The organism is Pseudomonas sp. CFBP13509 (genome assembly GCF_005233485.1).
GTDB classification, from domain to species: Bacteria; Pseudomonadota; Gammaproteobacteria; order Pseudomonadales; family Pseudomonadaceae; genus Aquipseudomonas; species Aquipseudomonas marginalis.
Genome location: NZ_QGAA01000002.1, coordinates 17,352 through 43,282 on the forward strand (window position 1 = coordinate 17,352; position 25,931 = coordinate 43,282).

24 protein-coding genes are annotated in these 25,931 nt (G+C 62.8%); 16 read left to right on the forward strand and 8 right to left on the reverse strand.

Annotated elements, in window-relative coordinates:
* The gene (locus tag PspCFBP13509_RS03525) at nt 1-2,217 is read left to right on the forward strand and encodes a heavy metal translocating P-type ATPase (RefSeq protein WP_137211569.1); all 2,217 of its coding nucleotides are present in this window, start codon (nt 1-3) and stop codon (nt 2,215-2,217) included.
* A complete protein-coding gene (cueR, locus tag PspCFBP13509_RS03530) occupies nt 2,214-2,615 on the forward strand; it encodes a Cu(I)-responsive transcriptional regulator (RefSeq protein WP_065925533.1) in 402 nt (133 codons plus the stop codon). The genes PspCFBP13509_RS03525 and cueR overlap by 4 nt, the downstream gene beginning before the upstream one ends.
* Nucleotides 2,616-2,712: 97 nt before the next feature.
* Here the strand turns inward: cueR and PspCFBP13509_RS03535 are convergent, their stop codons facing one another.
* A complete protein-coding gene (locus tag PspCFBP13509_RS03535) occupies nt 2,713-3,612 on the reverse strand; it encodes a PA4780 family RIO1-like protein kinase (RefSeq protein WP_027607961.1) in 900 nt (299 codons plus the stop codon).
* A 133-nt stretch (nt 3,613-3,745) separates the two neighbouring features.
* Nucleotides 3,746-5,023 carry an acetyl-CoA C-acetyltransferase gene (locus PspCFBP13509_RS03540; protein ID WP_074848679.1) on the reverse strand — a complete coding sequence of 426 codons (1,278 nt, stop codon included), beginning with the start codon at nt 5,021-5,023 and terminating at the stop codon, nt 3,746-3,748.
* 103 nt (nt 5,024-5,126) lie between these two features.
* On the opposite strand from PspCFBP13509_RS03540, the gene PspCFBP13509_RS03545 reads away from it, so the two are divergent.
* Nucleotides 5,127-6,470 (forward strand): 3-oxoacyl-ACP reductase, encoded by a 1,344-nt coding sequence (locus PspCFBP13509_RS03545; RefSeq protein ID WP_137211570.1) that lies wholly within the window; start codon nt 5,127-5,129, stop codon nt 6,468-6,470.
* Between the two features lie 2 nt (nt 6,471-6,472).
* Entirely contained in the window at nt 6,473-7,321 is an 849-nt protein-coding gene (locus PspCFBP13509_RS03550; protein ID WP_065925536.1) for a MaoC family dehydratase, read from the forward strand.
* 123 nt (nt 7,322-7,444) lie between these two features.
* On the opposite strand, the gene PspCFBP13509_RS31340 is transcribed toward PspCFBP13509_RS03550, so the two are convergent.
* Nucleotides 7,445-7,618 (reverse strand): hypothetical protein, encoded by a 174-nt coding sequence (locus PspCFBP13509_RS31340; RefSeq protein WP_155954386.1) that lies wholly within the window; start codon nt 7,616-7,618, stop codon nt 7,445-7,447.
* On the opposite strand from PspCFBP13509_RS31340, the gene PspCFBP13509_RS03555 reads away from it, so the two are divergent.
* Nucleotides 7,617-9,086 (forward strand): collagen-like triple helix repeat-containing protein, encoded by a 1,470-nt coding sequence (locus PspCFBP13509_RS03555; protein WP_137211571.1) that lies wholly within the window; start codon nt 7,617-7,619, stop codon nt 9,084-9,086. The genes PspCFBP13509_RS31340 and PspCFBP13509_RS03555 overlap by 2 nt on opposite strands.
* 185 nt (nt 9,087-9,271) lie before the next feature.
* Nucleotides 9,272-10,954, forward strand: coding sequence for a ShlB/FhaC/HecB family hemolysin secretion/activation protein (locus PspCFBP13509_RS03560; RefSeq protein ID WP_137211572.1), 1,683 nt, complete (start codon nt 9,272-9,274; stop codon nt 10,952-10,954).
* An 8-nt stretch (nt 10,955-10,962) separates the two neighbouring features.
* Here PspCFBP13509_RS03560 and PspCFBP13509_RS03565 read toward each other — a convergent pair whose 3' ends face one another.
* Both PspCFBP13509_RS03565 and PspCFBP13509_RS03570 read right to left on the reverse strand, forming a co-directional pair.
* Nucleotides 10,963-11,367, reverse strand: a complete 405-nt coding sequence (locus PspCFBP13509_RS03565; protein WP_065947180.1) for a response regulator — start codon at nt 11,365-11,367, stop codon at nt 10,963-10,965.
* Nucleotides 11,368-11,420: 53 nt separating this feature from the next.
* A complete protein-coding gene (locus PspCFBP13509_RS03570; protein WP_065947179.1) occupies nt 11,421-11,618 on the reverse strand; it encodes a Flp family type IVb pilin in 198 nt (65 codons plus the stop codon).
* 319 nt (nt 11,619-11,937) lie between these two features.
* Here PspCFBP13509_RS03570 and cpaB point away from each other — a divergent pair, with 319 nt between their 5' ends.
* Genes cpaB through PspCFBP13509_RS03610 form a run of 8 tightly spaced genes read left to right on the forward strand, consistent with a single transcriptional unit; the run spans nt 11,938 to nt 19,336 of the window.
* Nucleotides 11,938-12,870, forward strand: a complete 933-nt coding sequence (gene cpaB / locus PspCFBP13509_RS03575; protein ID WP_065947178.1) for a Flp pilus assembly protein CpaB — start codon at nt 11,938-11,940, stop codon at nt 12,868-12,870.
* 19 nt (nt 12,871-12,889) lie between these two features.
* On the forward strand, nt 12,890-14,107 hold the full coding sequence (locus PspCFBP13509_RS03580) for a type II and III secretion system protein family protein (protein ID WP_065947177.1): 1,218 nt from the start codon (nt 12,890-12,892) through the stop codon (nt 14,105-14,107).
* Nucleotides 14,104-15,297: a pilus assembly protein gene (locus tag PspCFBP13509_RS03585; protein ID WP_065947176.1), complete on the forward strand. Its 1,194-nt coding sequence runs from the start codon at nt 14,104-14,106 to the stop codon at nt 15,295-15,297. Before PspCFBP13509_RS03580 ends, PspCFBP13509_RS03585 begins: the two co-directional genes overlap by 4 nt.
* A complete protein-coding gene (locus PspCFBP13509_RS03590; protein WP_065925542.1) occupies nt 15,294-16,562 on the forward strand; it encodes a CpaF family protein in 1,269 nt (422 codons plus the stop codon). Before PspCFBP13509_RS03585 ends, PspCFBP13509_RS03590 begins: the two co-directional genes overlap by 4 nt.
* 10 nt (nt 16,563-16,572) lie before the next feature.
* Nucleotides 16,573-17,454 (forward strand): type II secretion system F family protein, encoded by an 882-nt coding sequence (locus PspCFBP13509_RS03595; protein WP_092489526.1) that lies wholly within the window; start codon nt 16,573-16,575, stop codon nt 17,452-17,454.
* A 1-nt stretch (nt 17,455) separates the two neighbouring features.
* A complete protein-coding gene (locus PspCFBP13509_RS03600; protein WP_027607974.1) occupies nt 17,456-18,343 on the forward strand; it encodes a type II secretion system F family protein in 888 nt (295 codons plus the stop codon).
* A gap of 11 nt (nt 18,344-18,354) precedes the next feature.
* The gene (locus tag PspCFBP13509_RS03605) at nt 18,355-19,065 is read left to right on the forward strand and encodes a tetratricopeptide repeat protein (RefSeq protein ID WP_074848671.1); all 711 of its coding nucleotides are present in this window, start codon (nt 18,355-18,357) and stop codon (nt 19,063-19,065) included.
* A gap of 10 nt (nt 19,066-19,075) precedes the next feature.
* Nucleotides 19,076-19,336 (forward strand): DUF3613 domain-containing protein, encoded by a 261-nt coding sequence (locus PspCFBP13509_RS03610; protein WP_027607976.1) that lies wholly within the window; start codon nt 19,076-19,078, stop codon nt 19,334-19,336.
* Between the two features lie 10 nt (nt 19,337-19,346).
* Here the strand turns inward: PspCFBP13509_RS03610 and PspCFBP13509_RS03615 are convergent, their stop codons facing one another.
* Nucleotides 19,347-20,126 carry a response regulator transcription factor gene (locus PspCFBP13509_RS03615; RefSeq protein ID WP_065947172.1) on the reverse strand — a complete coding sequence of 260 codons (780 nt, stop codon included), beginning with the start codon at nt 20,124-20,126 and terminating at the stop codon, nt 19,347-19,349.
* 126 nt (nt 20,127-20,252) lie between these two features.
* Nucleotides 20,253-20,702 (reverse strand): prepilin peptidase, encoded by a 450-nt coding sequence (locus tag PspCFBP13509_RS03620; protein WP_027607978.1) that lies wholly within the window; start codon nt 20,700-20,702, stop codon nt 20,253-20,255.
* 72 nt (nt 20,703-20,774) lie between these two features.
* Between PspCFBP13509_RS03620 and PspCFBP13509_RS03625 the strand changes: the two genes are divergently transcribed.
* Nucleotides 20,775-21,218 (forward strand): TadE/TadG family type IV pilus assembly protein, encoded by a 444-nt coding sequence (locus tag PspCFBP13509_RS03625; protein WP_065925547.1) that lies wholly within the window; start codon nt 20,775-20,777, stop codon nt 21,216-21,218.
* A complete protein-coding gene (locus tag PspCFBP13509_RS03630) occupies nt 21,215-23,953 on the forward strand; it encodes a PAS domain-containing sensor histidine kinase (protein ID WP_137211573.1) in 2,739 nt (912 codons plus the stop codon). The genes PspCFBP13509_RS03625 and PspCFBP13509_RS03630 overlap by 4 nt, the downstream gene beginning before the upstream one ends.
* Here PspCFBP13509_RS03630 and PspCFBP13509_RS03635 read toward each other — a convergent pair.
* Nucleotides 23,938-25,887 carry a pilus assembly protein TadG-related protein gene (locus PspCFBP13509_RS03635; RefSeq protein ID WP_137211574.1) on the reverse strand — a complete coding sequence of 650 codons (1,950 nt, stop codon included), beginning with the start codon at nt 25,885-25,887 and terminating at the stop codon, nt 23,938-23,940. The two genes, PspCFBP13509_RS03630 and PspCFBP13509_RS03635, sit on opposite strands and share 16 nt — an antisense overlap.
* Between the last annotated feature and the right edge of the window lie 44 nt (nt 25,888-25,931).

Sequence of the window (25,931 nt, forward strand, 5' to 3'; positions counted from 1 at the left end):
ATGAATGGATCCACCACCTTTGACCTGCCCATCGGCGGCATGACCTGCGCCAGTTGCGCCGGGCGTGTCGAGCGCGCGCTGGGCAAAGTCCCGGGGGTGCAAAGCGTCAGCGTCAACCTGGCCAACGAGCGCGCCCACGTCGAAGTGCTGGGCCAGATCGACCCGGCCGTGCTGATCGCCGCCGTCGACAAAGCCGGCTACACCGCCAGCCTGCCGCAAAGCGAAACCAGGACCGAGGCCGATCAGGCCCAACGCCTGCACCGCGAGCGCTGGTCGCTGCTGCTGGCGATTGTGCTGGCATTGCCCCTGGTGCTGCCGATGCTGGTGCAACCCTTCGGCCTGCACTGGATGCTGCCGGCCTGGGTGCAGTTCCTCCTGGCGACCCCGGTGCAATTCATCTTCGGTGCACGCTTCTATATCGCCGCCTGGAAGGCCGTGCGGGCCGGCGCCGGCAATATGGACCTGCTGGTGGCCATCGGCACCAGCGCCGGTTACGGCCTGAGCCTCTATGAATGGCTGACCGCCCCCTCGGGCACCATGCCCCATCTGTACTTCGAAGCGTCGGCCGTGGTGATCGCCCTGGTGCTGCTCGGTAAATACCTGGAGAGCCGCGCCAAACGCCAGACCGCCAGCGCCATCCGCGCCCTGGAAGCCCTGCGCCCTGAACGCGCCATGCGTATACAGGCTGGCCGCGAGGAGGATGTGGCCATCAGCGCGCTCAAGCTTAATGACCTGGTGCTGGTCAAACCCGGCGAGCGCTTCCCGGTGGACGGTGAAGTGGTAAAAGGCCAGAGCCATGCCGATGAGGCACTGATCAGCGGCGAAAGCCTGCCGGTGCCGAAACAGCCCGGCGACGCAGTGACCGGCGGTGCCATCAATGGCGAAGGTCGCCTGCTGGTTCGCACCACCGCGCTCGGTGCCGAAAGCGTACTGGCGCGCATCATCCGCCTGGTGGAAGACGCCCAGGCCGCCAAGGCACCGATCCAGAAGCTGGTGGATAAGGTCAGCCAGGTATTCGTGCCGACCGTGCTGGTGCTGGCGTTGATCACACTGGTGGGGTGGTGGCTGTACGGTGCGCCGCTGGAGACCGCGATCATCAACGCCGTGGCGGTGCTGGTGATCGCCTGCCCGTGCGCACTCGGGCTGGCTACACCGACCGCCATCATGGCCGGCACCGGCGTCGCCGCACGCTATGGCATCCTGATCAAGGACGCCGAAGCGCTGGAGCGCGCCCATGAAGTGAGCACCGTGGTGTTCGACAAAACCGGCACTCTAACTTCCGGCACCCCAAAAATTGCCCATTTGGCGGCAGTGGATGGCGATGAAGCCACATTGCTGCAACAGGCCGGTGCGCTGCAACGCGGCAGCGAACACCCGTTGGCCAAGGCCGTGCTGGATGCGTGCAGCGAGCAAGGCCTGACGGTGGCGGACGTAAGCACCAGCCAATCCCTGACCGGACGTGGCATTGCCGGCACCCTCGGCGGGCGCCAACTGGCCCTGGGAAATCGGCGCCTGCTGGAAGAAAGCGGCCTGGACGCGGGTGGGCTGGCCGACTCTGCCACGGCCTGGGAGGCAGAGGGCCGTACCTTGTCCTGGCTGATCGAGCAAGGCGCACAACCCCGTGTACTCGGGCTGTTTGCCTTTGGTGACACGCTCAAGCCTGGCGCGCTGGAAGCGGTGGCACAACTCAAGGCCCGGCACATCAGCAGCCACTTGCTCACCGGCGACAATCGCGGCAGCGCCCGCGTCGTTGCCCAAGCGCTGGGCATCGATGACGTACACGCCGAAGTCCTGCCCGCCGATAAAGCCGCCACCGTCGCCGAACTGAAAAAAACCGGCGTAGTGGCCATGGTCGGCGACGGCATCAACGACGCCCCGGCCCTGGCCGCCGCCGACATCGGCATCGCCATGGGCGGCGGCACCGACGTGGCCATGCATGCCGCCGGCATCACCTTGATGCGCGGCGACCCACGCCTGGTCCCGGCCGCCCTGGAGATCAGCCGCAAGACCTACGCCAAGATCCGCCAGAACCTGTTCTGGGCCTTTGTGTATAACTTGATCGGCATTCCCCTGGCCGCATTCGGCCTGCTCAACCCGGTGCTCGCGGGCGCGGCCATGGCCTTGTCCAGCGTCAGTGTCGTGAGCAATGCCTTGCTGTTGAAAACTTGGAAACCAAGCACTTGGAAACAGTCGCACTTGGAGGATCAACGCCCATGAACATCGGCCAAGCCGCCCGGCAAAGCGGGCTGAGCGCGAAGATGATTCGCTACTACGAATCCATCGGCCTGCTCAAGGCGGCCCATCGCACCGACAGCGGCTACCGCATCTACGGCACCGACGACCTGCACACCCTGGCGTTTATCAAACGCTCGCGGGACCTGGGGTTTTCATTGGAAGAGGTGGGCAAACTGCTGACCCTTTGGCAGGACCGGCAACGGGCCAGCGCCGATGTGAAAGCCCTGGCGCGCCAACATATCGATGAGTTGAACCAGAAGATCCTGGAGTTGGGGCAATTGCGCGATACGTTGCAGGACCTGGTGGAGCACTGCCAGGGCGATCACCGGCCGGATTGTCCGATTCTCAAGGAACTGGCATCGGGAAGCTGCTGCGCGTGACGGAATCTATCTGAATGCATGCAAAACCAAATGTGGGAGGGGCGGTGCGACGATTCGACTTGCCCCTCCCACATTTTGATCCTCATCCAGCCAGGGATCACTGCATCCAGGGCGGCGGCGGTGGCTCTTCCGACGCTTTGCTCGGCGGCGCATCATCCGCCGCCCGAATGGCCTGGCGCCGTTCTTCGTCCAGCCTTGCCGCTTCGATCTCGCGGATCACACCGCCTACGTCTGCCAGTTCTTCCGGCTCGTCGAACTCGCCGGTCAAGACACTGGCCGGGTGCAAGGTGCCGGCTTCGTAGAGTGCCCACATTTCCTTGGCGTACTTGGTCTTCTTCAACTCCGGGGCAAAACGCCCGAAATAGGAAGCCATGTTGCCCACATCCCGCTCCAGCATGTTGAACGCGTGGTTGTTGCCCGCCGCATCCACCGCCTGGGGCAGGTCGATGATGACCGGACCGGTCGGCGTGAGCAGTACGTTGAACTCGGACAGGTCACCGTGCACCAGGCCGGTACACAGCATCAGCACGATCTGGGAAATCAGGAAGGCGTGGTATTCACGCGCCTGATCCGGCTCCAACGTCACGTCATTCAGACGTGGCGCGGCATCACCGTACTCGTCGGCCACCAGCTCCATCAACAACACGCCTTCGAGGAAGTCGTACGGCTTGGGCACGCGAACGCCCGCACCGGCCAGACGGAACAACGCCGCTACTTCGGCGTTCTGCCAGGCATCTTCGGTTTCTTTCTTGCCGAATTTCGAGCCCTTGGCCATGGCCCGGGCCTGCCGGCTGTTACGGACCTTACGGCCTTCCTGGTATTCAGACGCTTGACGAAAACTTCGTTTATTCGCCTCCTTGTAAACCTTGGCGCAACGCAATTCATTGCCGCAGCGCACCACATAAACAGCTGCTTCTTTACCACTCATGAGTGGGCGCAGCACTTCGTCGACCAGACCGTCTTCGATCAGGGGTTCAATGCGTTTAGGAGTCTTCATCAGCTTTTATTGTGGGTCCTTTATTACCAAATACGCGTATGGCACTCGTTATACGGCAATCGGCTCGCCGGTGGGAGGGGCTACCGACCTCTGACCACTCAAGAATGCATCCAATATGCCAATTTCGACGAATTCAACGTTCGATGATCGCCGTCACGCCCTGGCCGCCGGCGGCGCAGATCGAAATCAGCCCGCGCCCCTTGCCCGCCGCGTCGAGCAACTTCGCCAGGTTGGCGACGATGCGCCCACCGGTGGCGGCAAACGGGTGCCCGGCCGCCAGGGAACTGCCCTTGACGTTCAGGCGGCTGCGATCAATGGCCCCTAACGGTGCGTCCAGCCCGAGGCGCGTCTTGCAGTAATCCGCATCCTCCCAGGCCTTGAGCGTGCACAACACCTGGGCCGCGAAGGCTTCGTGAATCTCGTAGTAATCAAAGTCCTGCAGCGTCAGGCCGTTGCGCGCCAGCAAGCGCGGCACCGCATACACCGGCGCCATCAGCAGGCCTTCGGCGCCGTTGACGAAATCCACCGCCGCCGCTTCGCCATCGCGCAGGTAGGCCAGGATCGGCAAACCACGCGCCTGGGCCCACGCCTCGCTGCCCAACAACACCAGGGATGCGCCATCGGTGAGCGGTGTGGAATTGCCGGCCGTCAGCGTGCCTTTTTCGCTGCGCTCAAACGCAGGCTTGAGCGCGGCAAGTTTCTCCAGGCTCAGGTCGGGGCGCAGGTTGTTGTCGCGAGTCAGACCCAGAAACGGCGTGAGCAGATCGTTATGCCAGCCTTCGGCATAGGCAGCGGCCATTTTCTGATGGCTCTCGAGGGCGAGTTGATCCTGCTCGGCACGGGGAATCTGCCAGGTCTGTGCCATCAATTCGCAATGCTGGCCCATGGACAAACCGGTGCGCGGCTCGCCGTTACGCGGCAGCTCAGGCTTGAGGTGCTGGGGACGAAGTTGTAACAGGACTTTTAATTTATCCGCCATGGACTTGCTGCGATTGGCTTGCAGCAGGATCTTGCGCAGCCCTTCATTCACGCCGATAGGTGCGTCGGAGGTGGTATCCACCCCACCGGCAATCCCGCATTCAATCTGGCCCAGGGCGATCTTGTTGGCCACCAGCAACGCCGCCTCGAGCCCCGTGCCGCACGCCTGCTGAATGTCATAGGCCGGGGTTTGCGGCGACAGGCGTGAACCCAGCACGCATTCACGGGTGAGGTTGAAGTCGCGGGAATGCTTGAGCACCGCGCCGGCGGCCACCTCGCCCATGCGCAGGCCGTGCAGGTTGTAGCGTTCGATCAGGCCCTCCAGGGCCGCGGTCAGCATCGCCTGGTTGCTCGCCGTGGCGTAGGGGCCATTGGAGCGGGCGAAAGGAATGCGGTTACCGCCAATGATCGCTACACGGCGCAATTGAGTCATGGAAAGCTCCCTGTCGGTTGTGGTCTGGATAACTGAGCCTAGTCGAACGACTGCTACCCTGGGATGGTCAACCCTTTGAACCCCAGCCTTCGGAGAGCGTTCCATGTCTGACCGTTATATCGACTTCGCCAACTCAAGCCTCGGCCATCGCCTGGTCGCCGCCCTTGGCCTGCCGTCACCGGTACGCCTGGAACGCTGGCAAGCCGGGCGCCTGCGCCCGGTGGAAGGTGCGCTGTTACTGGGTGGTGGCGCGCTGGCAACGAACGTGAAAGCGTTTGCCAACCGGCTCACCGACGCCATTTACACCTACGGCGCCGACACTTCGACCTGGATTCCCGGCCACGGCCCCAAGCTCAAGGCCGTGGTATTCGATGCCAGCGACCTGCTACACACCGACCAGCTCAAGCAACTGCGTGAGTTTTTCCAACCGTTGCTAAAAAACCTGGATCACAGTGCACACCTGGTGATCCTCGGCCGCGCGCCGGAAAGCCTCAGCGACCCGTTCGCCGCCAGCGCCCAGCGCGCCCTCGAAGGTTTCAGCCGGTCACTGGCCAAGGAACTGCGCAACGGCGGCGTGCTGCAATTGCTCTACGTCGGCGACGGTGCCGAAGACCAACTGGAAGGCGCGCTGCGCTTCTTCCTCTCACCGAAAAGCGCCTATATCTCCGGCCAGGTGATTCGCCTCAAGGCCTGTGCCACGCCCGTCGAAGACTGGACTAGCCCCCTCGCCGGGCGCAAGGCATTGGTCACCGGCGCAGCCCGTGGCATTGGCGCGTCCATCGCTGAAACCCTGGCCCGCGACGGCGCCGAAGTGATCCTGCTCGACGTGCCCCAGGCCAAGGCCGACCTCGAGGCCCTGGCCGCACGCCTGGGTGCGCGCACCGTGGTGCTGGATATCTGCGCCGAAGACGCCGCCGGCCAGTTGATCGAACACCTGCCCGACGGCCTCGACATCCTGGTGCACAACGCCGGGATCACCCGTGACAAGACCCTGGCCAACATGACCCCGGAATACTGGGACGCGGTGCTGGCGGTCAACCTCAATGCCCCGCAAGTGCTGACCAAGGCACTGCTGGACAGCGGCACCCTGCACGACAACGCCCGCGTGGTGGTGCTGGCCTCCATCAGCGGCATCGCCGGCAACCGTGGGCAGACCAACTATGCCGCGAGCAAGGCCGGCTTGATCGGCCTGGTACAGGCATGGGCGCCGTTATTGGAAGAACGCGGGATCAGTATCAACGCCGTAGCCCCAGGCTTTATCGAAACCCAGATGACCGCGCATATTCCCTTTGCCCTGCGTGAAGCCGGGCGGCGCATGAGCTCGCTGGGCCAGGGCGGTTTGCCGCAGGACGTCGCCGAAGCAGTGGCCTGGCTGGGCCAGCCGGGTTCCGGTGCGGTCAGCGGGCAAGCGCTGCGGGTGTGTGGGCAAAGTCTATTGGGAGCGTAAGCATGGATTGGCAAACCTTAGGCAGTACGCCGTTTCTGCCACCGTTGTATTGGCGGGCAGCGCTCAAGCGCAAGATCACCGGCAACACGCTGCCCGAGCAAGGCTTGCGCTGTCGGGTAAGCGTCGACCCCAAGCAGGTGGCGGCGTACCGCCAGGTCTGCGGGTTTACCGAGAGCCCCATGCTGCCGGCGACCTATCCGCACATCCTGGCATTCGGTCTTCAGATGCAGTTGCTCACCGATAAGAAGTTTCCCTTCCCTCTGCTGGGATTGATTCACCTGAGTAACCGTATCCGCATCCATCGCCCACTGGGCGGAGTCAGCGAATTGTCCATCGGCGTGCACACGCAGAACCTCAGGCCCCACCCCAAGGGCGCGACCTTTGAAGTGGTCACCACAGTTGAAGACTCTCTCGGCCTGCTGTGGGAAGCCGAGAGCCGAATGCTGTGCCGGGGTGTAAAGCTCGAAGGCGAAGCGACCGATGATGCCCGTCCCAGCCCTGCCGAGATCAGCGAATTGACTCGCTGGAAGGCCCCAGCCGATATCGGCCGCCGCTACGCACGGGTGTCAGGAGACTACAACCCGATCCACCTCAGTGCGCCGACCGCCAGACTGTTCGGCTTCCCCCAAGCCATCGCCCACGGGCTGTGGAACAAGGCGCACACCCTCGCCGCCCTGGGTGAACACCTGCCTGCGGCCAATATCGAGATAGACGTGGAGTTCAGGAAGCCCGTGCGCCTGCCCAGTGAAGTCAGGTTACTGGCCAGCGCCGCCGGTTCCAGCGGCGAATTCTTATTGAAAGGCGCGGGTGACATCGAGCATATGCTGGGTAAATGGCAGCCCATTGCATAAAAGCGACTGATAAATTGTATATATACACCCTAAGTGATAGCGGGCCTTTTCAGGCTCGCTTTTTATATGCAGGTTTTTGATTTTAAACATAATCCAGAAACATCATGCCCTATACCTTTGGCATTAGTCGCTTAAACGGTACAACCCAGCCGTATATAAATCATTAATACCAAGTTGAGCATTGAGAGAAAGAGCGCCCGGGCCTGTTATAGCCACACGGACAAACGCATCGCTATCCGCAGAAATAGCCAGCGTTTGAGACAACTCAGGTTGTACAGGTGCAAGGAACTCAATCATGAAGACTCAAGTCATGTTCTGGAAAGCAAGTACCACGCTGGCACTGGCAATCGCACTCACACTCGGCGGTTGCAGCAGCGGTGGCGGCGGACATCACAGTGGGGGCTCTACTTCCTCGGATACTGCTGCTGGCGGTGGCGGCAGCGGTGGTGGCGGTACAGACGGTGGCGGTACCGGCACAACCAGCACCCTGGTAACGGCCAGCGTGGCCGACACCCTCGGCGATACCGTGACCGACCTCGGCGGCACCGTCAGCAGCCTGGGCACTACCCTCGGCAGCCTGCCTATCGTGGGTGCAACTACGCGCAGCCTGGTGCGTGCTACCGGCAACGCCGTCAGCAGCATCGGCGAAGGCCTGTCGGATGGCCTCGGTTCACTTGGTACCGACAGCAATGCACTGGGCAACACCGTCGCGGGCGTGGCCGACGGTGTCTCCGACCTCGGTGCAGGCGTGACCGCCACCGGCCAGAACGTCGCCACCTTGCTGGGGCACGTGCCGGTGGTCAGCGGCGCGGCACCGGTGGCAGGCAACGTCGTCGGCAAGCTCGGCAATGCCGTGACCATGCTCGGCGACACCCTCAGCACCGCCAGTACCACCGGCCCGCTGGGCTCGGCCACCCATACGCTTGGCGCAAAGGTATTGGTCCCGGTGGTGTCGCTGGTGGAAAGCACCACCGCTAAAGTCGGCAGCACGACCGGCCTGGACAGCCCCGTGGGCGGCCTGCTGCAAAAGCTCGGCGATACCGTCGATAGCCTGGGCAATCAAGTCGCCGACACCGGTGGCAGCGGCAACCCGGCGACCGGCGCCGTGGGCGGCGTGCTCAATGGCGTGGGTACCGTGGTCGGCAAGGCCAGCGGCTATGTCGACGCCACGGGTAACAGTGGCGGCAGCAACCGCAGACCGGGCCTGGCGGAACTCATCGGCGGCGTGATAGCGGGCGCCGGCAGCGGCCTCAATGCCGGCAGTAGCAACGGTCTGGTCAGCGCCACCGGCGTCACCGGTGTGAAGGCGGGCACTACCGTGGCATCCCTGGGCACCCTTCTGGGCGGCAGTGGCGTCCCCAACACCGCCGCAGGCACCCCCATTGCCACGTTGACCAGCCAGGTCGGCGGCGCGTTGAACCCCGTCACCAGTGGCGTCACCCGCCTCACTCAAACCGTCGGCAATGCCACCGGCCTGGGCACTCCAATCAACGGCCTGGCCACCAACGCCGGCGGCGCCGTCAGCAGGCTGGGCAGCCAAATCACCAGCACCAACGCCAACCCGGTCATCAACGCCTTGGGGGGTACCGTCAACGCAGTGGGTGGCACCGTGGCCTCGGTCGGAGGATTGGTCAGCGGCGGCCCCAACACCGGTGGTGGTTTGCTCGGCGGCGGCCTGGCCGTGACGACCTCCGCGGGTGCCAGCACCAGCACGAATGGCGGTGCCCTGGGCGGGCTGCTGGGTGGCCTGACCGGCAGGAAATGATTGCACCTGGCCGATTAGACGGCCTCACCTACAGCGCCTACGCTTGGTTGAGACGAGAGACCAGCTAAGTCTCTCGTCTTTTTTTCATGGGTCAATGATCGACCCCTGAAAACACCCAGACCGCGCTCCCCGAGCCCGACGGGAACCTGCAAAACGCTGCAGCAGTTTTGACCATGGAGTGTCCTATGCGCGCTTTGACACCGTTGTTACTGCTCACCCTCAGTGCTTCCGTCCACGCCGACCCCCTGCCCAGTTTCCTGAATAGCAACGACACCGTCCGCAACCTGCCCGTGCCTAACCTGCCCGCCGACGCGTATCGACCGGCGCCCCAGCAGACCCGACTGCCCGCCCCTGCTGCCAGCGCGGAGCAGCCGTTGCTGATGGACACCAAGGTGACCATTCGAAAGCTGCAGATCGACGGCGGCACGGTCTACCCGCTCAAGGACGTCGCCCAGGCATTCGAACCGCTGATCGGCCATGAAACCAACCTGGCGCAATTGATCGAAGCCACCCGCAGCATCACCCGCCGCTACCAGGAAGATGGCTACCTGCTGTCCTACGCCTTCCTGCCGGAACAGCGCTTCGACGGCGGCCTGGTGCATGTGGTGCTGGTCGAAGGCTATATCCGCGATTACCAGCTGCAAGGCGACATCGGCCCGGTTTCGTCATACGTCGACAAACTCGCCGAAAAACTCAAGGCCGAACGTCCACTCACCCGTAAGACGTTCGAGCGTTACACGACACTGATGAGCGCCATCCCGGGCGTAACCTTGCAGGCCCAGGTACCGCCGCCCGCCACCACCGACGGCGGCACGCCGATGCACATCACCGCCAGCCGCAAACCCTTCACCACCAGCATGAGCCTCAACGAGGCCAGCCGAGGCGGCACGCAGGCGCTGCTCACCGGCACCGGCAACTCCTGGACCTCCATGGGCGAACAACTGAGCCTCAGCGGCCTGTTCCCGCCCGGCGACGACAAAGAACATTACTACCGCGCAGCCTACAGCCAATTCATCAATGCCGAGGGCACCCAGCTCACGCTGTCGGGTGAACGCTACCGCGCCGATCCACGCACCAGCCTGCAACTGGGCGAAGGCCTGGAGCTCAAGCCACACCAGGAAATCGACCGCTACGCCATCGGCTTCAGCCACCCGCTGATCGCGTCGCCCAACGAGTCATTGAACCTCGGCGCCCGCTACTATGCCGTCGACCAGACTACGCGCTACAAGCTCGAAGGTTTCCCGCAACGCCTGGCGCTGCAAACAGACCTGCGCGCACTGGCGTTCGAAGGCGATTGGCGCAAGGCCGACACGACCCAGTTGCGCATCCTCAGCGCCGGTGTGTACCAAGGCATCAACGGCATGGGCGCCAAGACCCGCACAGACTTCGGCGGGCTCAAGCCGGACCTCGACTTCTTCCGCCTGCGTCTCTCCGGCGTGCAGAGCAACAGGCTCTTCGATAACTGGCAAGGTGTGCTCTCCGGCGCACTCTACTGGAGCCACGACGACCTGCCCGACAGCGAGCGCGCCACCTTCGGCGGGCAGAGTTTCGGCCGTGGCTACCCCGATGACCAGGGCTCCGGCGACAAAGGCTGGGGCGTGGCGTATGAGATCAACTACAGCTACAACCGTACCAGCGAGTGGGTGCGCATCCTGCAGCCCTATATGGTGTTCGACCGCGCCAGGGCCTGGTTCAACGACCTGCCGGTCAAGGGCAGCGATATGTCATCGGCGGCCCTGGGCCTGCGTTTTGGCGACGCCAGGTACTACAACATTTCCGTGGAGGCGGCCAAGCCGATGGCGGATGTGGCGCGGGATAACTTCGACCGGCGGCCGCGGTATACGCTGAGCTTCACTTATCAGCTGTGAATGAGCGCTTAATACCTGGAGTGAGAGAGAGGAAACAGGTTGTTGAGCGTATCGATCAAGCGCACCAGATAGATCGGCTTGCGGAACAGGTCCAGCACCTGCAGGCGCAGCATGTCGCTGACGTCATCCATCTCGGCATGGCCGGACATCACGATCACCGGCAGGTGCGAGCGCGAGGTGTGTTCGCGCAGGCGCTTGATCAAGGAAATACCGCTTTCCTCAGGCATGCGCAGGTCGGTAATGACCAGGGCGATATCCGGATGCAGTGTCAATTCTTGCAAGGCGAAGGTCACGGAGGTGGCGGTAAAACAGACAAAGCCCTCGTGTTCGAGGGATTCGGCCAGCTCAACCAGAGCATCCTCTTCGTCGTCCACCAATAATATTTGTTGGCGAGACAAAGAAGATGCGCTCATGGCCGTACCTGGAAGAATGGGGTAATTGGAGAATAGCCGCTGCAACTTGGCAGTCAGGTCGCCGTTGGCAGCTTGGTAGCGATCGAAGTGAAAATTCCACTTATCTTGGTGCCCAGGCCTGTTCCGGCACCCACAATGACGAGGGCCACCAGCGCCACGATAATGGCGTATTCAATACCTGAAGCAGCCTCTTTGCGTTTGAAGAACAGTTGTATCTGAACATATAACTTCAACATCAGGTCAAGGAACATACGACTTCTCCCTAATACGCCACTAAAAGCCAGTACGGCTCTAGCACGATGTTTGCGACGTGCAATTAGAGCATTGCCAACAAACCTCAGCCTCACAACTGTAAGAACTCATTAATCACAAAGTATTAGTCGTCGGTGCATGCCTGACTACCCGGCTGCAAATAGCGTTCAAATAAAATTTTATCCGTGACAAATGGCGTTTCGTCCTGGCTGAGCTACCTTCAAATAGCCAAATCGTTAGATGTTCATCACAGCCAGGTTGCGAATTAGTTCGTTTGGATTAACGAACAGGTAGTGCAACGGGAAAGGGAGAGCCGTCATGAACAGTCGCATCAGCATGGCCCTGGCCGCTGTGCTGCTAATCGGGGCATTGATTGCAGGGTACTGGGGGCTGGTGTTGAGCCGCCAAACGGAGCCCGTCGCAACACCTGTCATTTCTGCCGAAAAGCCCACTGCTGTCGTCGAAGACCAGACCCGCCAACCAGTGGTCGTACTGGCGCATGACGTCCCTGCCTTCGTTGCACTTACCGCTGCCGACCTGGTCGTGGAAAAACTCCGCACGGTGCCCGCCGGCAGCCTGACGCGGCTGGACCAGGCCATCGGCCGCCAACCACTGCGCGCACTGGGAGCAGGTACCTGGCTCAGCGAAGAAAGCTTCAGCGCCGGCGGCCCGCTTGCCCGCATGATTCATCCCGATGAGCGCGCATTGGCCGTGGCCGTCGACGAGGTGATCGGCGCGGCAGGCCAACTGAGCCCCGGCGACTATGTGGATGTGCTGCTGTTCCTGCGCCAGGATGCTGGCAACGCGGAGCAGTCGGCACAAATCGTCCTTCCAGCCCTGCGCCTGCTCAGCGTCGGTGACCAATTGGGCCTGGCCAACGATGGCTTGCCGGCCGTGCCGCCCGCCGCCACGCCCGAGGAGCGCGCCCAGGCTGCCCAGCGTCGCGCTGCTGCACGCACCGTGGTGTTGGCCGTGCCGGAGCCTCTATTGAGCCGCCTGATGCTGGCGTCGCAAGCCGGTACCTTGCGCCTGGCCGTGCGCAGTGCCGAGGAGCAACTGCTCAGCCAGTACTGGGCCGGGGAAAACGACGCTTCGGACAAACTGGCCAATGCCAATCGTGACCTCTACCAATTCACCCAGCTTGCCCTTGTGGGACCGCCCAAAAGCGTCGCGCAAATCAGCGGCGCACCCGCTGTACGCCGGGGCGTCGAGGTGATTCGCGGCGCGCAGGCCACTGAACAAACCCCGTGATTGAGCAAGGATGCCTTGAATGAGCCATCGCTACGCCCTCATGTTCACGCCAATTGCCTGGGCCTTGATGCTGACAAGCCTGCCAGCCGCCATGACCCTGGCGGCACCCGGCAATTGCAGCGCCCTGGGCCAGTTGCCTGCCGTGGTCGAGGTGGGCGAAGGCTTGCAACAGGAGCTGCAATCGCCGGTGCCAATCACCCGCCTGGCGATTGGCGACCCGAAGATCGCGGATGTGCGCGTCAATGGTGACCGTCATTTCCTGCTGACCGGCGTCGCCAGCGGCGCTACCAGCCTGATGGTGTGGACTGCCTGTACCAAGGCGCCGCGCCAGAGCATGGTGTTCGTCAAGGGCAAGGCCACGTCGGCACTGACCAGTTTGTCGCGGCCACCCTCCGAAGACCCATTGCTGCCCAGCCAGGTGCAGACGGATATACGCTTTGTAGAAGTCAGCCGCACCAAGCTCAAGGAAGCCAGCACCCAGTTCCTGGGGCTGGGCAACAATTTTTTCCTCGGTAGCCCCAACCTTCTCTCCCCGGCAGAAGGTGTGTTCAAACTGCCGGTGAGTGCCGAGTCTTTCAATGTCGGTTTTGGCGGCGGTCGTGTCAAAGCGATGATCAACGCCCTCGAGAGCAGCGGTTTTGCCTACACCCTGGCGCGTCCCAGCCTGGTAGCGCTGAGCGGCCAGAGCGCAACCTTCCTGGCCGGCGGTGAAGTACCTATACCCGTACCCAGCGCCGGCAGTGACACCATCTCCATCGAATACAAGGAATTCGGCATTCGCCTGACCCTCACGCCGACGGTGATTGATCGCAACCGCATCACCCTCAAGGTAGCGCCGGAGGTCAGCGAGCTGGACTACAGCAACGCCGTACAGATCCAGGGCATCCAGGTGCCGGCCCTGACCGTACGCCGCACCGACACCAGCGTGTCCCTGGCCGATGGCGAAAGCTTTGTGATCAGCGGCCTGATCAGCACCAACAACCGCTCCAGCATCAGCAAGTTTCCGGGGTTGGGCGATATCCCGGTCCTGGGTGCGTTTTTCCGCGACACCAATATCCGCCGCGAAGAAAAGGAGCTGCTGATGATCGTCACGCCGCACCTGGTGCAACCGCTGGCGGCCAACGCTCAGTTGCCTTCCTTGCCCGGCGAAAAACTGCGCAACTATGACCCCAACTGGTACCGCCTGTTTTTCCTCGAAAACGGTAATTTCGACCGCCGCAGTGGACTTTCCCAATGAGCGATAGCTTGAGCCAGACGTTCCTCGCCATCACTCGCAACACCATCGACCTGGAGTGGCTGCAGGGTGCCCTGGCGCCCCTTGGCCAAGTCGTGAGCGCTGGCACCGGCAGCCTGGACGAGCTGCTGGCGCTGGTCGACGTGACCTTTGCCAACCTGGTCTTCATCGGCCTGGACCGTGAAAACCTGGTGGCCCAGAGTGCGCTGATCGAAGGCGCCCTGGAGGCCAAGCCGATGCTCGCCGTGGTCGCCCTGGGCGACGGCATGGACAACCAGTTGGTACTCAACGCCATGCGGGCGGGCGCCCGGGATTTCGTCGCCTACGGCTCACGCTCCAGCGAAGTGGCCGGCCTGGTGCGCCGCTTGAGCAAGCGCCTGCCGACCATCACCCCCAGTGCACACTTGGGCGGCCTGACCGTTCTGTTTGGCACCCAAAGCAACGCGGACGGCGCGATGCTGGCGACTCACCTGGCCCTGGTGGTGCAAAAAAGCGGCCAGCAGACCCTGCTGCTGGATCTGGGCCTGCCACGCAGCGACAGCCTGGCGCTGCTGGGGCTGGAGAGCACCTTCAACTTCGGTGACGCGTTGCGGCATTTGCGCCGCCTCGATACCACGCTGATCAACAGCGCCTTTACCACAACCGTGGATGGCCTGCGCATCCTGGCGTATGCCACCGGCGACGAACCGCTGAAACTGACCAGCGCCGCCGAGCTGTACATGCTGCTCAGCGCACTGCGCCAGCACTTCCAGCACATCGTCGTGAACCTTACCGGGCAACCGGACAGCGACGCACTGCGCACCTTTGTCGGCCACTGCGACAAACTGCTGTGGTGCACCGACCAGAACGTACTGGACTGTCGCCGCAACCTCGCGGTGCTCAATCGCTGGCGCGACAAAGGCATGAAACTCGACCACGCCAGGCTGGTGGTCGACCGTTATATCAAGTCCTGCGTACCAGACACCGACACCCTGGAAAAAAGCTACGGCCTTGAGTGCATCGCCGTGCTGCCGCTGAGCGCCGAACTGCGCCTGAACGTAAAGAACCAGGGCCAGACCCTGTTTGCCCTGGCCCCACGTGAAGCGTTGAGCCAGGCCGTGCGCACCTTGGGCGAACGCCTGGCGAAACGCTCCGAAGGCTTGGAAAAACCATCAATGCGTTGGTTCGAACGCATCCTGGGGACAGTGCGATGAACGGCGAGAAACTCTTCGGCGGCCCGGCCCGCAGCGGCGGCAACACGGATCACGATGGCTTGAAGCTGGTGCTGCATCGTTACATCATCGACGCTATCGAGGAGTCGGGTAAGAACCTGCTTGAAGACACGCGCCAATCCCTGGCGCAATTTGTCGTCGACAAGGTGTCCGAGTACATCACGCGCATGCGCCTGGCGATCTCGCGCTATGAGATGGAACGCCTGGCCGAAGAGATCGTCGACGAACTTACCGGTTTCGGCCCGCTGGAGGTGCTGCTGCGCGACCCTTCGGTCACCGAAATCCTGGTCAATGGGCCCCACCGGGTGTTTATCGAACGTGAGGGCCTGCTGCATCAGAGTGACCTGCGTTTTATCGACGACCATCACGTGGAGCGCGTGATGCAGCGCATCCTCGCGCCGTTGGGCCGGCGCCTGGACGAATCCTCGCCGATGGTCGATGCACGCCTGCCTGACGGTAGCCGGGTCAACGCGATCATCCCGCCGATTGCCCTGGATGGGCCATGCCTGTCAATCCGCAAGTTCCGCAAGGACATGCTCAAGAGCAGCGACCTGGTTGCCATGCAGACCATCGACCAGAGCATCTTCGAGTTTTTCCAGGAAGCCGTCGGCAGGCGCTGCAATATCCTCATCAGCGGCGGCACCGGCACCGGCAAGACTACGTTGCTCAATATTCTCAGCCAGTTGATCAATCCCCACGAGCGTCTGGTGACCATCGAAGACGTTGCCGAATTGCAACTGGGGCATCCCCATGTGGTGCGCCTGGAAACCCGCCCGCCCAATGCCGAGGGCCACGGTGAGGTCAGGTCCAGCGACCTGATTCGCAACGCCCTGCGGATGCGCCCGGACCGCATCATCCTGGGGGAAATCCGTGGCGTGGAAGTGCTCGACGTAATGACGGCCATGAACACCGGCCACGACGGTTCCATGAGCACCGTGCACGCCAACAATGCCCAGGATGCGTTGCTGCGCCTGGAAACCCTGGTGGGCCTGACCGGCCGCGTGATCGCGGAAAAAACCCTGCGCCAGATGATCTGCGCCGCGCTGGATGTGGTGATCCAGCTGACGCGCATGCCCGATGGCCGTCGTTGCGTGAGCGAGGTGGTGGAAGTGGTCGGTGTGCGCGATGACGTGTATGTCACCAATACCCTGTTCCGGCTGGACCGGCGCACCGGCGTCGGTTTCCTGCGCGAAGCCATCAACCCGGCCGGCGATAAGTTGCGCCGCGCCACAGCCATGCCGCTGTAGGGAGCGCCTGATGACCGGACCTGTATTGCTGCTGGTTTGCCTATTGCTGATCGGTCTGTCGTTCTGGCTGTTTCAGCATGGCCTGCGCAAGGCCCGGACCAGTCGCGTGCTGGAGCGCCTCGGCGACGGCCAACCCGAGGCACAGGAGCAGCCCGGCACCTGGACCGGCCTTGAGCGCATGTTTCTGCGCGCCGGGCTGGGCAAACCCAAGGAACGCCTCGGCCTGTGGCTGAGCGCGTGGGTGGTCGGCGCCCTGCTGGGCTACTTGGTCGCCGACGGGCTGGGCCTGGTGTTGATGGCCCTGGGCCCGCCCCTGGCATTGCGTGCCTATATCGCCTGGCGTTACCAGCAGCGGGTGCAACGTATGGTCGAGCAACTGCCGCAGTTGTTGGACCATAGCGTACGCAGCCTCAAATCCGGCCGCACCCTGGCCGACGCGGTATTGGGCGGTATCGAGAGCGTGGAAAACCCGCTCAAGCACGCCATGGGCCGCATGCAGCGCAACGTGCGCCTGGGGGTGAGCCTGCCGGATTCGGCCAGCGACTTCGCCGAATTCTACGAACAGGACGAGTTCCGCCTGTTCGCCCTTGGCCTGAAGGTCAACCACCGCTACGGCGGCAACGCCAGCGAACTGCTGGAAAACCTGATCAAGATGATCCGCGAGCGGGACCAGGGCGCCCGGCAACTCAAGGCGATGACGGGCGAGACCCGCATGACGGCCTACGTGCTGGGCGGTTTGCCGATCCTGATCGTGGGCTACTTCATCATGGTCAACCCTGGCTACTTGATGACCATGTGGAACGACGACACGGGGCGCTCCCTGCTGTTCGGCGCACTGGCGATGGACCTGACGGGCACCTTTGCCATGTGGCGCATGCTGAGGAGTGTGTGAGATGGCCCTGATGGTCAGCCTGTTGCTGGCACTCGCCGCCATGGTACTGGTGGGCGGGCAATGGCTCGAACATCGCCGTCGTGATCGCCGGGTCGTTGAGCGCTTGCAAGGGCGCAGCGCCAGCGATGACAAACTTGGCACGTTCATGCGCCAACTGGGCGCAAGCACGCTGGCCCAGCGCTCAGTCAGCCTGGATAACGAGACCCAGGTCCTGCTCAACCGGGTCGGTTGGCGCAAGGCCAGCCAGCGCTCGCTGTTTGCCGCCTTCCAGATCGGCGTGCCTGTCGCGGCGATGGGCCTGACCCTGCTCGGCCAGCAACTACTTTTCCCTCACGCCAGTCCCGCCTGGATTGCCCCGGCGGTCGCCCTGGGCATCGGCTACCTGTTGCCAAAACGCGTGCTCGCCGCTGCCGCCAAATTCCGCCAGCAGCGCATCGCCAAGGAAATCTCAACCTTCATTCCGCTGCTGCGCATCCTGTTCGAGTCGGGCATGGCGATTGAACAATCCCTGCGCGTGATGGCCAACGAAGCCCAGCGCTTGCTTCCAGACCTGACCCACGAATTGCGCCTGATCCTGGCACGCGTCGACTCCGGCCTGGAACTGAGCGAAGAACTGGGCAAGACCGCGCGCATATTGGAGGTGGATGAGTTCACCGACACCTGCATCATCCTCCAGCAATTGATCCAGCAGGGGGGTGGCGCGATGAAATCCCTGCTGACGCTCAAGCAATTGCTCGACGACCGGCGCCTGACCCGCATGCAGGAATACATCTCGAAAATGTCGGCCAAAATGTCGGTGGTGATGATGGTGTTCCTGTTTCCCGCCTTGCTGATCGTGCTCGGCGGCCCCGCCTTTATCGGCATCGCCCGCGCCTTGAGCCAATTCTGAGGACCACCTTGATGAAACCACTGATTGCCGGCCTGACCCTGCTGATGCTCGGCGGATGCGCCACCAACGGCCACACCCCATGGGCCGCGTTGACCGCGCCGGGCAGTTGCGCCAAACCCAGTGCGGAGCAGGAACTGACGCTGAACCTGTCCGATGACCTGGCCAACGAGGGCAAGCTGCACGCCAGCCTGGCCAACCTGCAGAACCTGCCCGACAGCTTGCCCCAGGTGCGCCAGCGCCAGGCCCGTAACTTTCGCTTGCTGGGCCGCAGTGAGGCCGAACCCTTGTATCGCAGCCTGCTGGGTACTTGCATGACCGCCGAAGGCGAACATGGGCTGGGGCAACTGGCAGCGGCCAAGGGCGACCACCCACAGGCGATGGCTCACCTGCAAAGGGCCGCGCGCCTGGCGCCCACCGATGAAAAAATCCGCAATGACCTGGGCGTGGTGTACCTCAACCAATTGCGCCTGGAAGACGCGCGCTTTGAGTTCATGACGGCTATCGAGCTCAAACAGGGCGACACGCTGGCTGCGGTCAACCTGGTGACCTTGCTGATTTATCAGGATGACTGGGGGCAAGCGGCCAGAGTGGTCAGCCAGCTGGGCTTGAACCCCGGCCAGGTCACCGAGGCACAGGCCCGCGCGGCCCGGCTCAAGCACTCAGCCAGGACCGCGCGCAACGTCGCAACGGCCGCCGATGCCCTGCCGGTGAGTATCAAGTAAGGAGTCGATGATGAAAGCCCATTACGTTGTGTGTCTGGCGCTGTTGCCATTGAGCGCCTCGGCTATTCCACCGGGGCCTTCGTCCCCGCAGCAGGCCGAAACGGAAAACTGGATGGCGTTGCAGGTCGATGGACGGGCAGCCTCGCCGACACCGCAGAGCACCACTCCGGCAGAAAAGGAGCAGGCCTTGCAGCGTTGGCTGGACAGTCACAAGCACCCGATTCCGGAGTTCTTTGAAACCAAGTCGGAGGCGGGCGGCAAGAGCCAGTGAACCCCGTGCGTCAGTGCGCACTCACCTGCTGGCGCATCGGCGAGTGGCTTGGCGACAACGCGAGCGCCAGCTGGGTGCGGTTGTGCATATGGGTCAGGCGCAACACCTGGGACACATACAGCTTGACGGTGTTTTCGGTGATGCCCAATTCGCAGGCGATCTGGTAATTGGTCTGGCCCTTGCCTACCAGCCACGCCACCTCCATCTGACGGGGTGACAGCTGGTTGAAGATGGATGGAACCTGCGCCGCTCCGGCGTCTTGCCGCCCCTCGCCGTCAGCCTCCTGCAGCGGGCCGCGCCGTACCTTGTCGAGGTCCTGGTACAAGTCATTGATGGATTCGGAAAGGTACTGCAGTTTCTGGTTCAAGTGCCCCAGTTGCAGCTCCTTTTGCCGCTCTTCCAGCGCCGCTTCCTGGCGCTGCAGGCCCTCGAGCAACTCATCGAGGTTGATCGGCTTCTGGTAGTAATCCGAGATGCCCGCGCGCAGGGCCTTGATCACGTCCTGTTTGTCGGCACGCCCGGTGAGCATGATGGCCTCGAACGCACGCTGCTTGCCGGCGATCTTCTGCATCGACTGCACCAGCTCGATCCCATCCATGTCCGGCATGTGCAGGTCACACAGCACCAGGCCGACCTCGGCGTCCTCGCTGAAACGCTGCAAGGCCTGGCGGCTGGATTCGCACGGGACGCAGTGGTAGCCACTGCTTTCGAGGAACTCGCAAAGCTCCTCAACGATCAGCGGTTGGTCATCGACCACCAGCACTTTTACAGCCGATTTCAGCTTGTTCACACGCGACTCCATGCCTGGCAAGCCAAAAGACTGACCTATCCGTTTGGACGAAGAATCCTATACATCCGTTCCATAAACGTAGACCTACTTTCCGACTCTGTACATAGCAATAGAGGCATTGTGCGACTAAAGGGTCCATACCCCATACAGCACAAAACCCGCGAATAAAAACGCGGCGAAAGGCTGCTTGGCAGGCGGGCCTTGCACCCGATCAGCGGCGCGCGGACCGAGCTGTTGACGAACGACCAACCAGCCGACCAGGGTGATGGCGGCACCGATCAGGGACCACAACACATGATCCACCGTGGTGGCCAGGCCCAGCGCCGCGAGCAGCTTCACGTCGCCCGCACCGAAGCGGTCCAGCGCATAGCCCGGCAGGGTCAACAGCAGCGCCAGGGCAAACGCCAAGAGACCGGCGCTCGCCGGCGCGCCCAGCCAGGTGGCACCTGTGCACAACAGGTATAACAACGCCAGCAACGCCACGCCCAGGGTCAAGCCATTGGCGATCTGTCGCCGGCGAATATCCTGCACCGCACAGACTCCCAGCCAGATCACTATCACTACGCCATGAATCACGTAAAAAACGTTCCTTTTCGCTGAATGATTCTATGCTGATATCGAGTCGTAGACGTCAGGGTAGACGCAGTCATGAAAACAGGCCTGCCGGCAAAGCAAAAAGGGGCTGCGGCGATCGAGTTCGCCTTGGTCTTCGGGATCTTTTTTGCGGTGTTCTATGGCTTGATCAGCTTCAGCCTGCCGCTGCTGTTGATGCAGTCGTTCAACCAGGCGGCGGCCGAGGCCGTGCGCCAGGCCATGGCGGTAGACCCGGTAGCGGCAGGATCGGCCTACCCCACCCTTGTCACCCAGCGGGCGAAAGATGCGGTAGCGGCGCAATTGAGCTGGATCCCCGCCAACTTCCAGTTCCAGCCGTCCTTCATCAGCGCCACCTACACCGGCACCACGCTGACTGTCACGATCAAATACCCCTCCTCCAACCTCTACTCCGTATTCCCGGCGCTGGTGGTGCCAGGCATTGGCACTGTACCGAACCTGCCGACCAACCTTTCGGCCAGCTCGAGTCTTCAGTTTTGACTGCGGGGAATAATTTCTTCGAGCGCCTGCGGGGCCGTGTCGGCACCCAGGCCTTCGAGGCGCCCACTGTCCCTGCGGCAGGGCTGCGCGTGTTATTGGATCATCAAGGCCATGTGGTGGACATCAGCGGCACACTGCGTTCGCAACTCGCCATGCCCGTCGCGGGTGAAGCACGGCCGCTGCTGCGGGAGTTGCTGTGCGCCAGCAGCGCCTTGAGTATCGAAGGCAGCCCTGCCGACTGGCAACGCCATACCCTGGACCTGGACTTCCAGGGCTCTGCCGGCCAGGTCCTGCCCACCCGCGGCTGGGTCGAGCCGGAGGGCGACCGCTGGGTGCTGCACCTGCTGGACATCGGCGACTTGCTCGCCGGCCGCCACCTGGCTGAACAGCGCGAGCAGAACCACCAACTCGCCTGCAGGATGAGCGAACAGTTGCGAGTGTGCAGCCTGAGTCGCCTGCCCGAGACGTTCAACGAGCAACTGCGCAGCCTGGCCCAACGCTGGCGTATCCCCTGTGTGGCCCTGGCATTGCTCGATGAAGCCAACCAGGGTTGGCGGATCTACAGCCAATACACTGCTCACGACGCCCCGGGCTTGTGGCAAACCGGCCAACATCTGGGGGCCAGCCTGGACAGTGTCAACGGCAACGCGCTCCTGAGCCTGGCCCACGGGCGCATTGACAACCCCCGCCTGCAGAGCATTTTCGGCGATATCGACGGTTTGCTGGTGCCCTACCGTGACAGCCAGGGCGTGGCAGCCTGGTTGCTCTGCGGTTTCTACGGCGGCGAACCGCACACCCGCGAACGTGACTGGCTGGACCTCACCGCCGCACTCGCCGCCCCGCTGCTGAACCGCCTGCGCGAACAACGCAGCCATCAGCAACTGGAGCGCATGGAGGCCCTGCAAAAACTGCTCGGCACCGGCTGGTGGGAACTGCTGCCCGCCACCCAGGAGATCCAGCTCGCTCCCCAGTTGTTGCATAGCCTGGGCCAGGAACACGGCGCCACGCGCCAGGCACTGGCCCTCTGGCTGGAGCTGATCCACCCCGCTGATCGCCAGGAACTGCTCAGCCACCTGCAAGACCTGCAGGCACTGGACAAACCCCTGCTGACCAGCGTGCGCCTGCCAGGCAGTGACGCGGACCACACGCCCATCTGGTATCGCGTGCAGGGCCAGGTACTGGGCGTGGGCGACAACCGGCGCTGGGTCGGTTTCATGCTCAACATCAGCGACATCAAGAACCAGCAACTGCAAGCCGCCGCCGCCCATGCACGCCTGGATAACCTGATCGCCAGTTCACCGGCGGTGATCTACGTGCAGCGCTATGTCGGCGGCGCGCTGCACCCGGCGTTTTTCAGCGACAGCCTGTTGCCGCTGCTGGGCTGGAGCCTGGCCGATTGCAGCCATGACGGCCTGGCCTCGTTGATCCATCCCGAAGACCGTGAGTTGTACTTCCAACGCACCCGTCAATTACTACGCGAAGGGAATGTACGCAGCCGCTACCGGGTGCGCGACACCCGCGGCGACTACCATTGGCTGCTCGACGAGGCCAAGCTGCTGCGCGATGACTTGGGCCTGCCGGTGGAGGCCGTGGGGCTATGGCTCGATGTGACCGACGCGACCCTGGCCGCCGAACAGGTCAGGCAGAGCGAAGAGCGCTACCGCATCCTGGTGGAAGACTCGCCGGCAATGATCTGCCGTTATCGCCCGGACCTGACCCTGACGTTTGGCAACACGCCGCTGGCCAACTACCTGGAGTGCTTGCCCGCGCAACTGCCGGGGCGGCAATTGGACGCGTGGCTGTCGGATGAACAGCGCCAGGCATTTATCCAACGCATCCGCCGACTGACCCCCGAGTTTCCGGTGAGCACCGCCGAAATCAGCCTGCAGCTGCCCGGGCGCGAACATGCCTGGTGGGTATGGTCCGACCGTGGTGTGTTTGATGAACAAGGTCAACTGGTGGAGGTGCAGGCCGTGGGCCGCGACAACACCGAAGTGCGTCGCTCCCAGCAGCAACTGACCCAGAGCGCCAAGATGGCGACCCTCGGCGAAATGGCCACGGGCCTGGCCCATGAGATCAACCAGCCGCTGAACGTGATGCGCATGGCGATCGTCAATGTGCTCAAGCGCCTGGCCAACGGCGACGCGCAGATCGACTACCTCACCGAAAAACTCAAGCGCATCGACACCCAAGTGCAACGCGCGGCGAGGGTGGTGGACCATATGCGCGTGTTTGGCCGCCGTTCGGAAATCGAACAGCAACCGTTCGACCCAGCGCAAGCCGTGGAAGGGACCATATCGCTGCTGAGTGAGGGCCTGCGCGGCAAAGGCGTGGACCTGCGCATCACACCTGCAGACTTCAGGGTGCAGGTCAAAGGTCATGTCGACCAGCTTGAGCAGGTGTTGATCAACCTGATGGTCAACGCCCGCGATGCGCTATTGAGCCAGCGCGAAACAGCCGCGCAATTGCGCCCCTGGATTGCACTGCACTGCGAGCACGACAGCCGGCATGTGCGCATCTGGGTCGAGGACAACGGTGGCGGCATCGACCCACGATTATTGGAGAGGATTTTCGAGCCGTTTTTTACCACCAAGCCGATTGGGGTGGGGACCGGCCTGGGGCTGTCGGTAAGCTACGGGATCGTGGAAAACATGGGTGGGCGCTTGAGCGTGATCAATGGCGAGGAAGGCGCACGGTTTTGTGTGGAACTGCCGGTGGTTCAGATCACCAGGTAGGCGCGGCCCATCTGACACGTCAGGTTGGCGCCGACTTCAGCGTTGCCCAGGTTGATGCCCAGGGCCGGGAGCAGCGTGTTGACAATGGGGTCGAGCAGCGGTGACAGGACGTCCTGGACAAGGGTGACCACCGCGCTGGTGATGGTAGCCAGGGCCGTCGTAACAGTGCCGTTCGCCGCACCGGGTGTGCTGCCGCTGGGCGGTACGTAGGTAACCTGCAGGCCGCTCAGGGTTGCTCCCAGGCTATTGACGATATTGGCGGTGCCGGTTGGACTTTTGTAGGTCGGCGCGGCATTCATATCGGCGACCGGTAAAAACAGCAACGAGCTGGTCTGCGCTGCCACGGTAGACAACGCCTTCACATTCAAACCACCGCCTACACCCGCTGTACGCGTGCCGCATATCAGCGACAGCACAATGCAGTAGCGCTGGCCAAAATCGATCAGCCTGACCGGCTGCACGGTGACTGGCGCCGATGATGAAAACGCGGTGGCAGGGTCGACATAGCCCACGCCCAAGGTAGCCATGGCGGTGGTGGCCTGCACCGTTAGCGACTTTGTGGCCGGCGTGGCACAGCTGTAGTCCGTGACTTGGCTCTGCGCACTGGCCGCTTCGATGTAGATGGACAGTGATTGCGTGATATCCACGTCGGTGACGTTACACGCCACCAGGCACAACACGCCGCCCACCACTGCCGGGATGTTCAGGTTCAACAGGCCGCCGACCACCTTCGACACCGGTGTCGCCAACCCGGTCAGGATTGATGAAACCCCCGACACCAGCTTGATGATCGGCGCATCCACCGTAACCAATGTGCGCAGTTGCGCGGTTCGGACAACAATCTGATCCGTCTGCGGGTTATTCAGAAGCCCCGCCTTGGCCTTCGCCGGATTACCGATCGCCGACAATTGCGGCGGCTCGATGACTTTGGTCTGGATCGAGACATTGCCCACCAGGGGAATATTCACCTGAGCGGCCGCACTCACCGCACTCTTGCTATTGGACAGCTGCGCAACGGCCTCCAGCAATTGAAACAACTGCACATTGGTATTCAACGCCGCGGCCGGTGTTCCGCTGGCAACCTTCAGCAGGTCTGCGACTTTCAGCAGCTGGGTATTGGGCGCGATGGCTTTCAATGAAATCACATCGTTGATGACCGCCGTCGCCACCGCGCCGTTTTTTTGCAGCACCTTTACCGCGGCATCGATCAACTGGTTGGCGGATACGGCGGCGTTGAGCAGCGCATCGTAGTCACCCGCCGTCACGTTCAGCTCAATCGCCAACTGATCCAGGTAGCCGAGCAGGTTGACGTTCGTCGCCAGCAAGCCATTCCAGCCCGCCGCCGTCAGCGACAGGCTGCCGCCCAACAGGTTGCCAATGACCATGTTCAATAGCGGGGACTTCGCCGAATCCACCGTCGCCAGGTTGCTGCGAATCGTCAGTTGCGCCACTGGCGGCGCGTACGCGGCCACGGCGGTGGCACCCAGGGTCATCTGGGTGGACGCCGGCGTACCGCTGAACATATTCCAGATACCGGTGGCGACGCTGGTTACTACGCTGCGCGTCGCCACTACCCGAATGGCCTCGTTTTTGCTGGCGTCGGCGCTGAATACGCGGATGTTGCCGGCATTGGTCGTCAATGTGCCGCAGGTCACGGCCAGGCCACGACTGCTGTCGCCGGCAACCACGGTGAAGCCATTGCGCGCAGCGTTCTGCACGGCATAGTCGTTGGCGCTGGTGGTCGGGCTGCACAGGCCACCACGCCCGGCGGCCTCCAGGGCGGCGGTGTCGGCAATGGACTGCAGCTTGCGCTTTTCCAGGTAGAGGCGGCCGCTGTCCACCGCCAGCAGCAGGAACACCAGCGCTAACGCCAGGGTGCCCGCTGCCATCAAGCCAATCGCACCACGCTGCCTGCAACCGAGTCGGGGAGACATCAGGCACTCCTTAGCGCTTACTCTCCGTGTTGCCGTGGAGTGTA

Bases quoted from the DNA above. Each gene is read 5' to 3' on its own strand.
- PspCFBP13509_RS03590 (WP_065925542.1), top strand. From the start codon at position 15,294: ATGAACGGCGAGAAACTCTTCGGCGGCCCGGCCCGCAGCGGCGGCAAC.
- PspCFBP13509_RS03565 (WP_065947180.1), bottom strand. From the start codon at position 11,367: ATGAGCGCATCTTCTTTGTCTCGCCAACAAATATTATTGGTGGACGAC.
- PspCFBP13509_RS03605 (WP_074848671.1), top strand. From the start codon at position 18,355: ATGAAACCACTGATTGCCGGCCTGACCCTGCTGATGCTCGGCGGATGC.
- PspCFBP13509_RS03635 (WP_137211574.1), bottom strand. From the start codon at position 25,887: ATGTCTCCCCGACTCGGTTGCAGGCAGCGTGGTGCGATTGGCTTGATG.
- PspCFBP13509_RS03550 (WP_065925536.1), top strand. From the start codon at position 6,473: ATGGATTGGCAAACCTTAGGCAGTACGCCGTTTCTGCCACCGTTGTAT.
- cpaB (WP_065947178.1), top strand. From the start codon at position 11,938: ATGAACAGTCGCATCAGCATGGCCCTGGCCGCTGTGCTGCTAATCGGG.
- PspCFBP13509_RS03600 (WP_027607974.1), top strand. From the start codon at position 17,456: ATGGCCCTGATGGTCAGCCTGTTGCTGGCACTCGCCGCCATGGTACTG.
- PspCFBP13509_RS31340 (WP_155954386.1), bottom strand. From the start codon at position 7,618: ATGATTGAGTTCCTTGCACCTGTACAACCTGAGTTGTCTCAAACGCTG.
- PspCFBP13509_RS03595 (WP_092489526.1), top strand. From the start codon at position 16,573: ATGACCGGACCTGTATTGCTGCTGGTTTGCCTATTGCTGATCGGTCTG.
- PspCFBP13509_RS03570 (WP_065947179.1), bottom strand. From the start codon at position 11,618: ATGTTCCTTGACCTGATGTTGAAGTTATATGTTCAGATACAACTGTTC.
- PspCFBP13509_RS03580 (WP_065947177.1), top strand. From the start codon at position 12,890: ATGAGCCATCGCTACGCCCTCATGTTCACGCCAATTGCCTGGGCCTTG.
- cueR (WP_065925533.1), top strand. From the start codon at position 2,214: ATGAACATCGGCCAAGCCGCCCGGCAAAGCGGGCTGAGCGCGAAGATG.
- PspCFBP13509_RS03585 (WP_065947176.1), top strand. From the start codon at position 14,104: ATGAGCGATAGCTTGAGCCAGACGTTCCTCGCCATCACTCGCAACACC.
- PspCFBP13509_RS03610 (WP_027607976.1), top strand. From the start codon at position 19,076: ATGAAAGCCCATTACGTTGTGTGTCTGGCGCTGTTGCCATTGAGCGCC.
- PspCFBP13509_RS03555 (WP_137211571.1), top strand. From the start codon at position 7,617: ATGAAGACTCAAGTCATGTTCTGGAAAGCAAGTACCACGCTGGCACTG.
- PspCFBP13509_RS03625 (WP_065925547.1), top strand. From the start codon at position 20,775: ATGAAAACAGGCCTGCCGGCAAAGCAAAAAGGGGCTGCGGCGATCGAG.
- PspCFBP13509_RS03545 (WP_137211570.1), top strand. From the start codon at position 5,127: ATGTCTGACCGTTATATCGACTTCGCCAACTCAAGCCTCGGCCATCGC.
- PspCFBP13509_RS03540 (WP_074848679.1), bottom strand. From the start codon at position 5,023: ATGACTCAATTGCGCCGTGTAGCGATCATTGGCGGTAACCGCATTCCT.
- PspCFBP13509_RS03560 (WP_137211572.1), top strand. From the start codon at position 9,272: ATGCGCGCTTTGACACCGTTGTTACTGCTCACCCTCAGTGCTTCCGTC.
- PspCFBP13509_RS03535 (WP_027607961.1), bottom strand. From the start codon at position 3,612: ATGAAGACTCCTAAACGCATTGAACCCCTGATCGAAGACGGTCTGGTC.
- PspCFBP13509_RS03525 (WP_137211569.1), top strand. From the start codon at position 1: ATGAATGGATCCACCACCTTTGACCTGCCCATCGGCGGCATGACCTGC.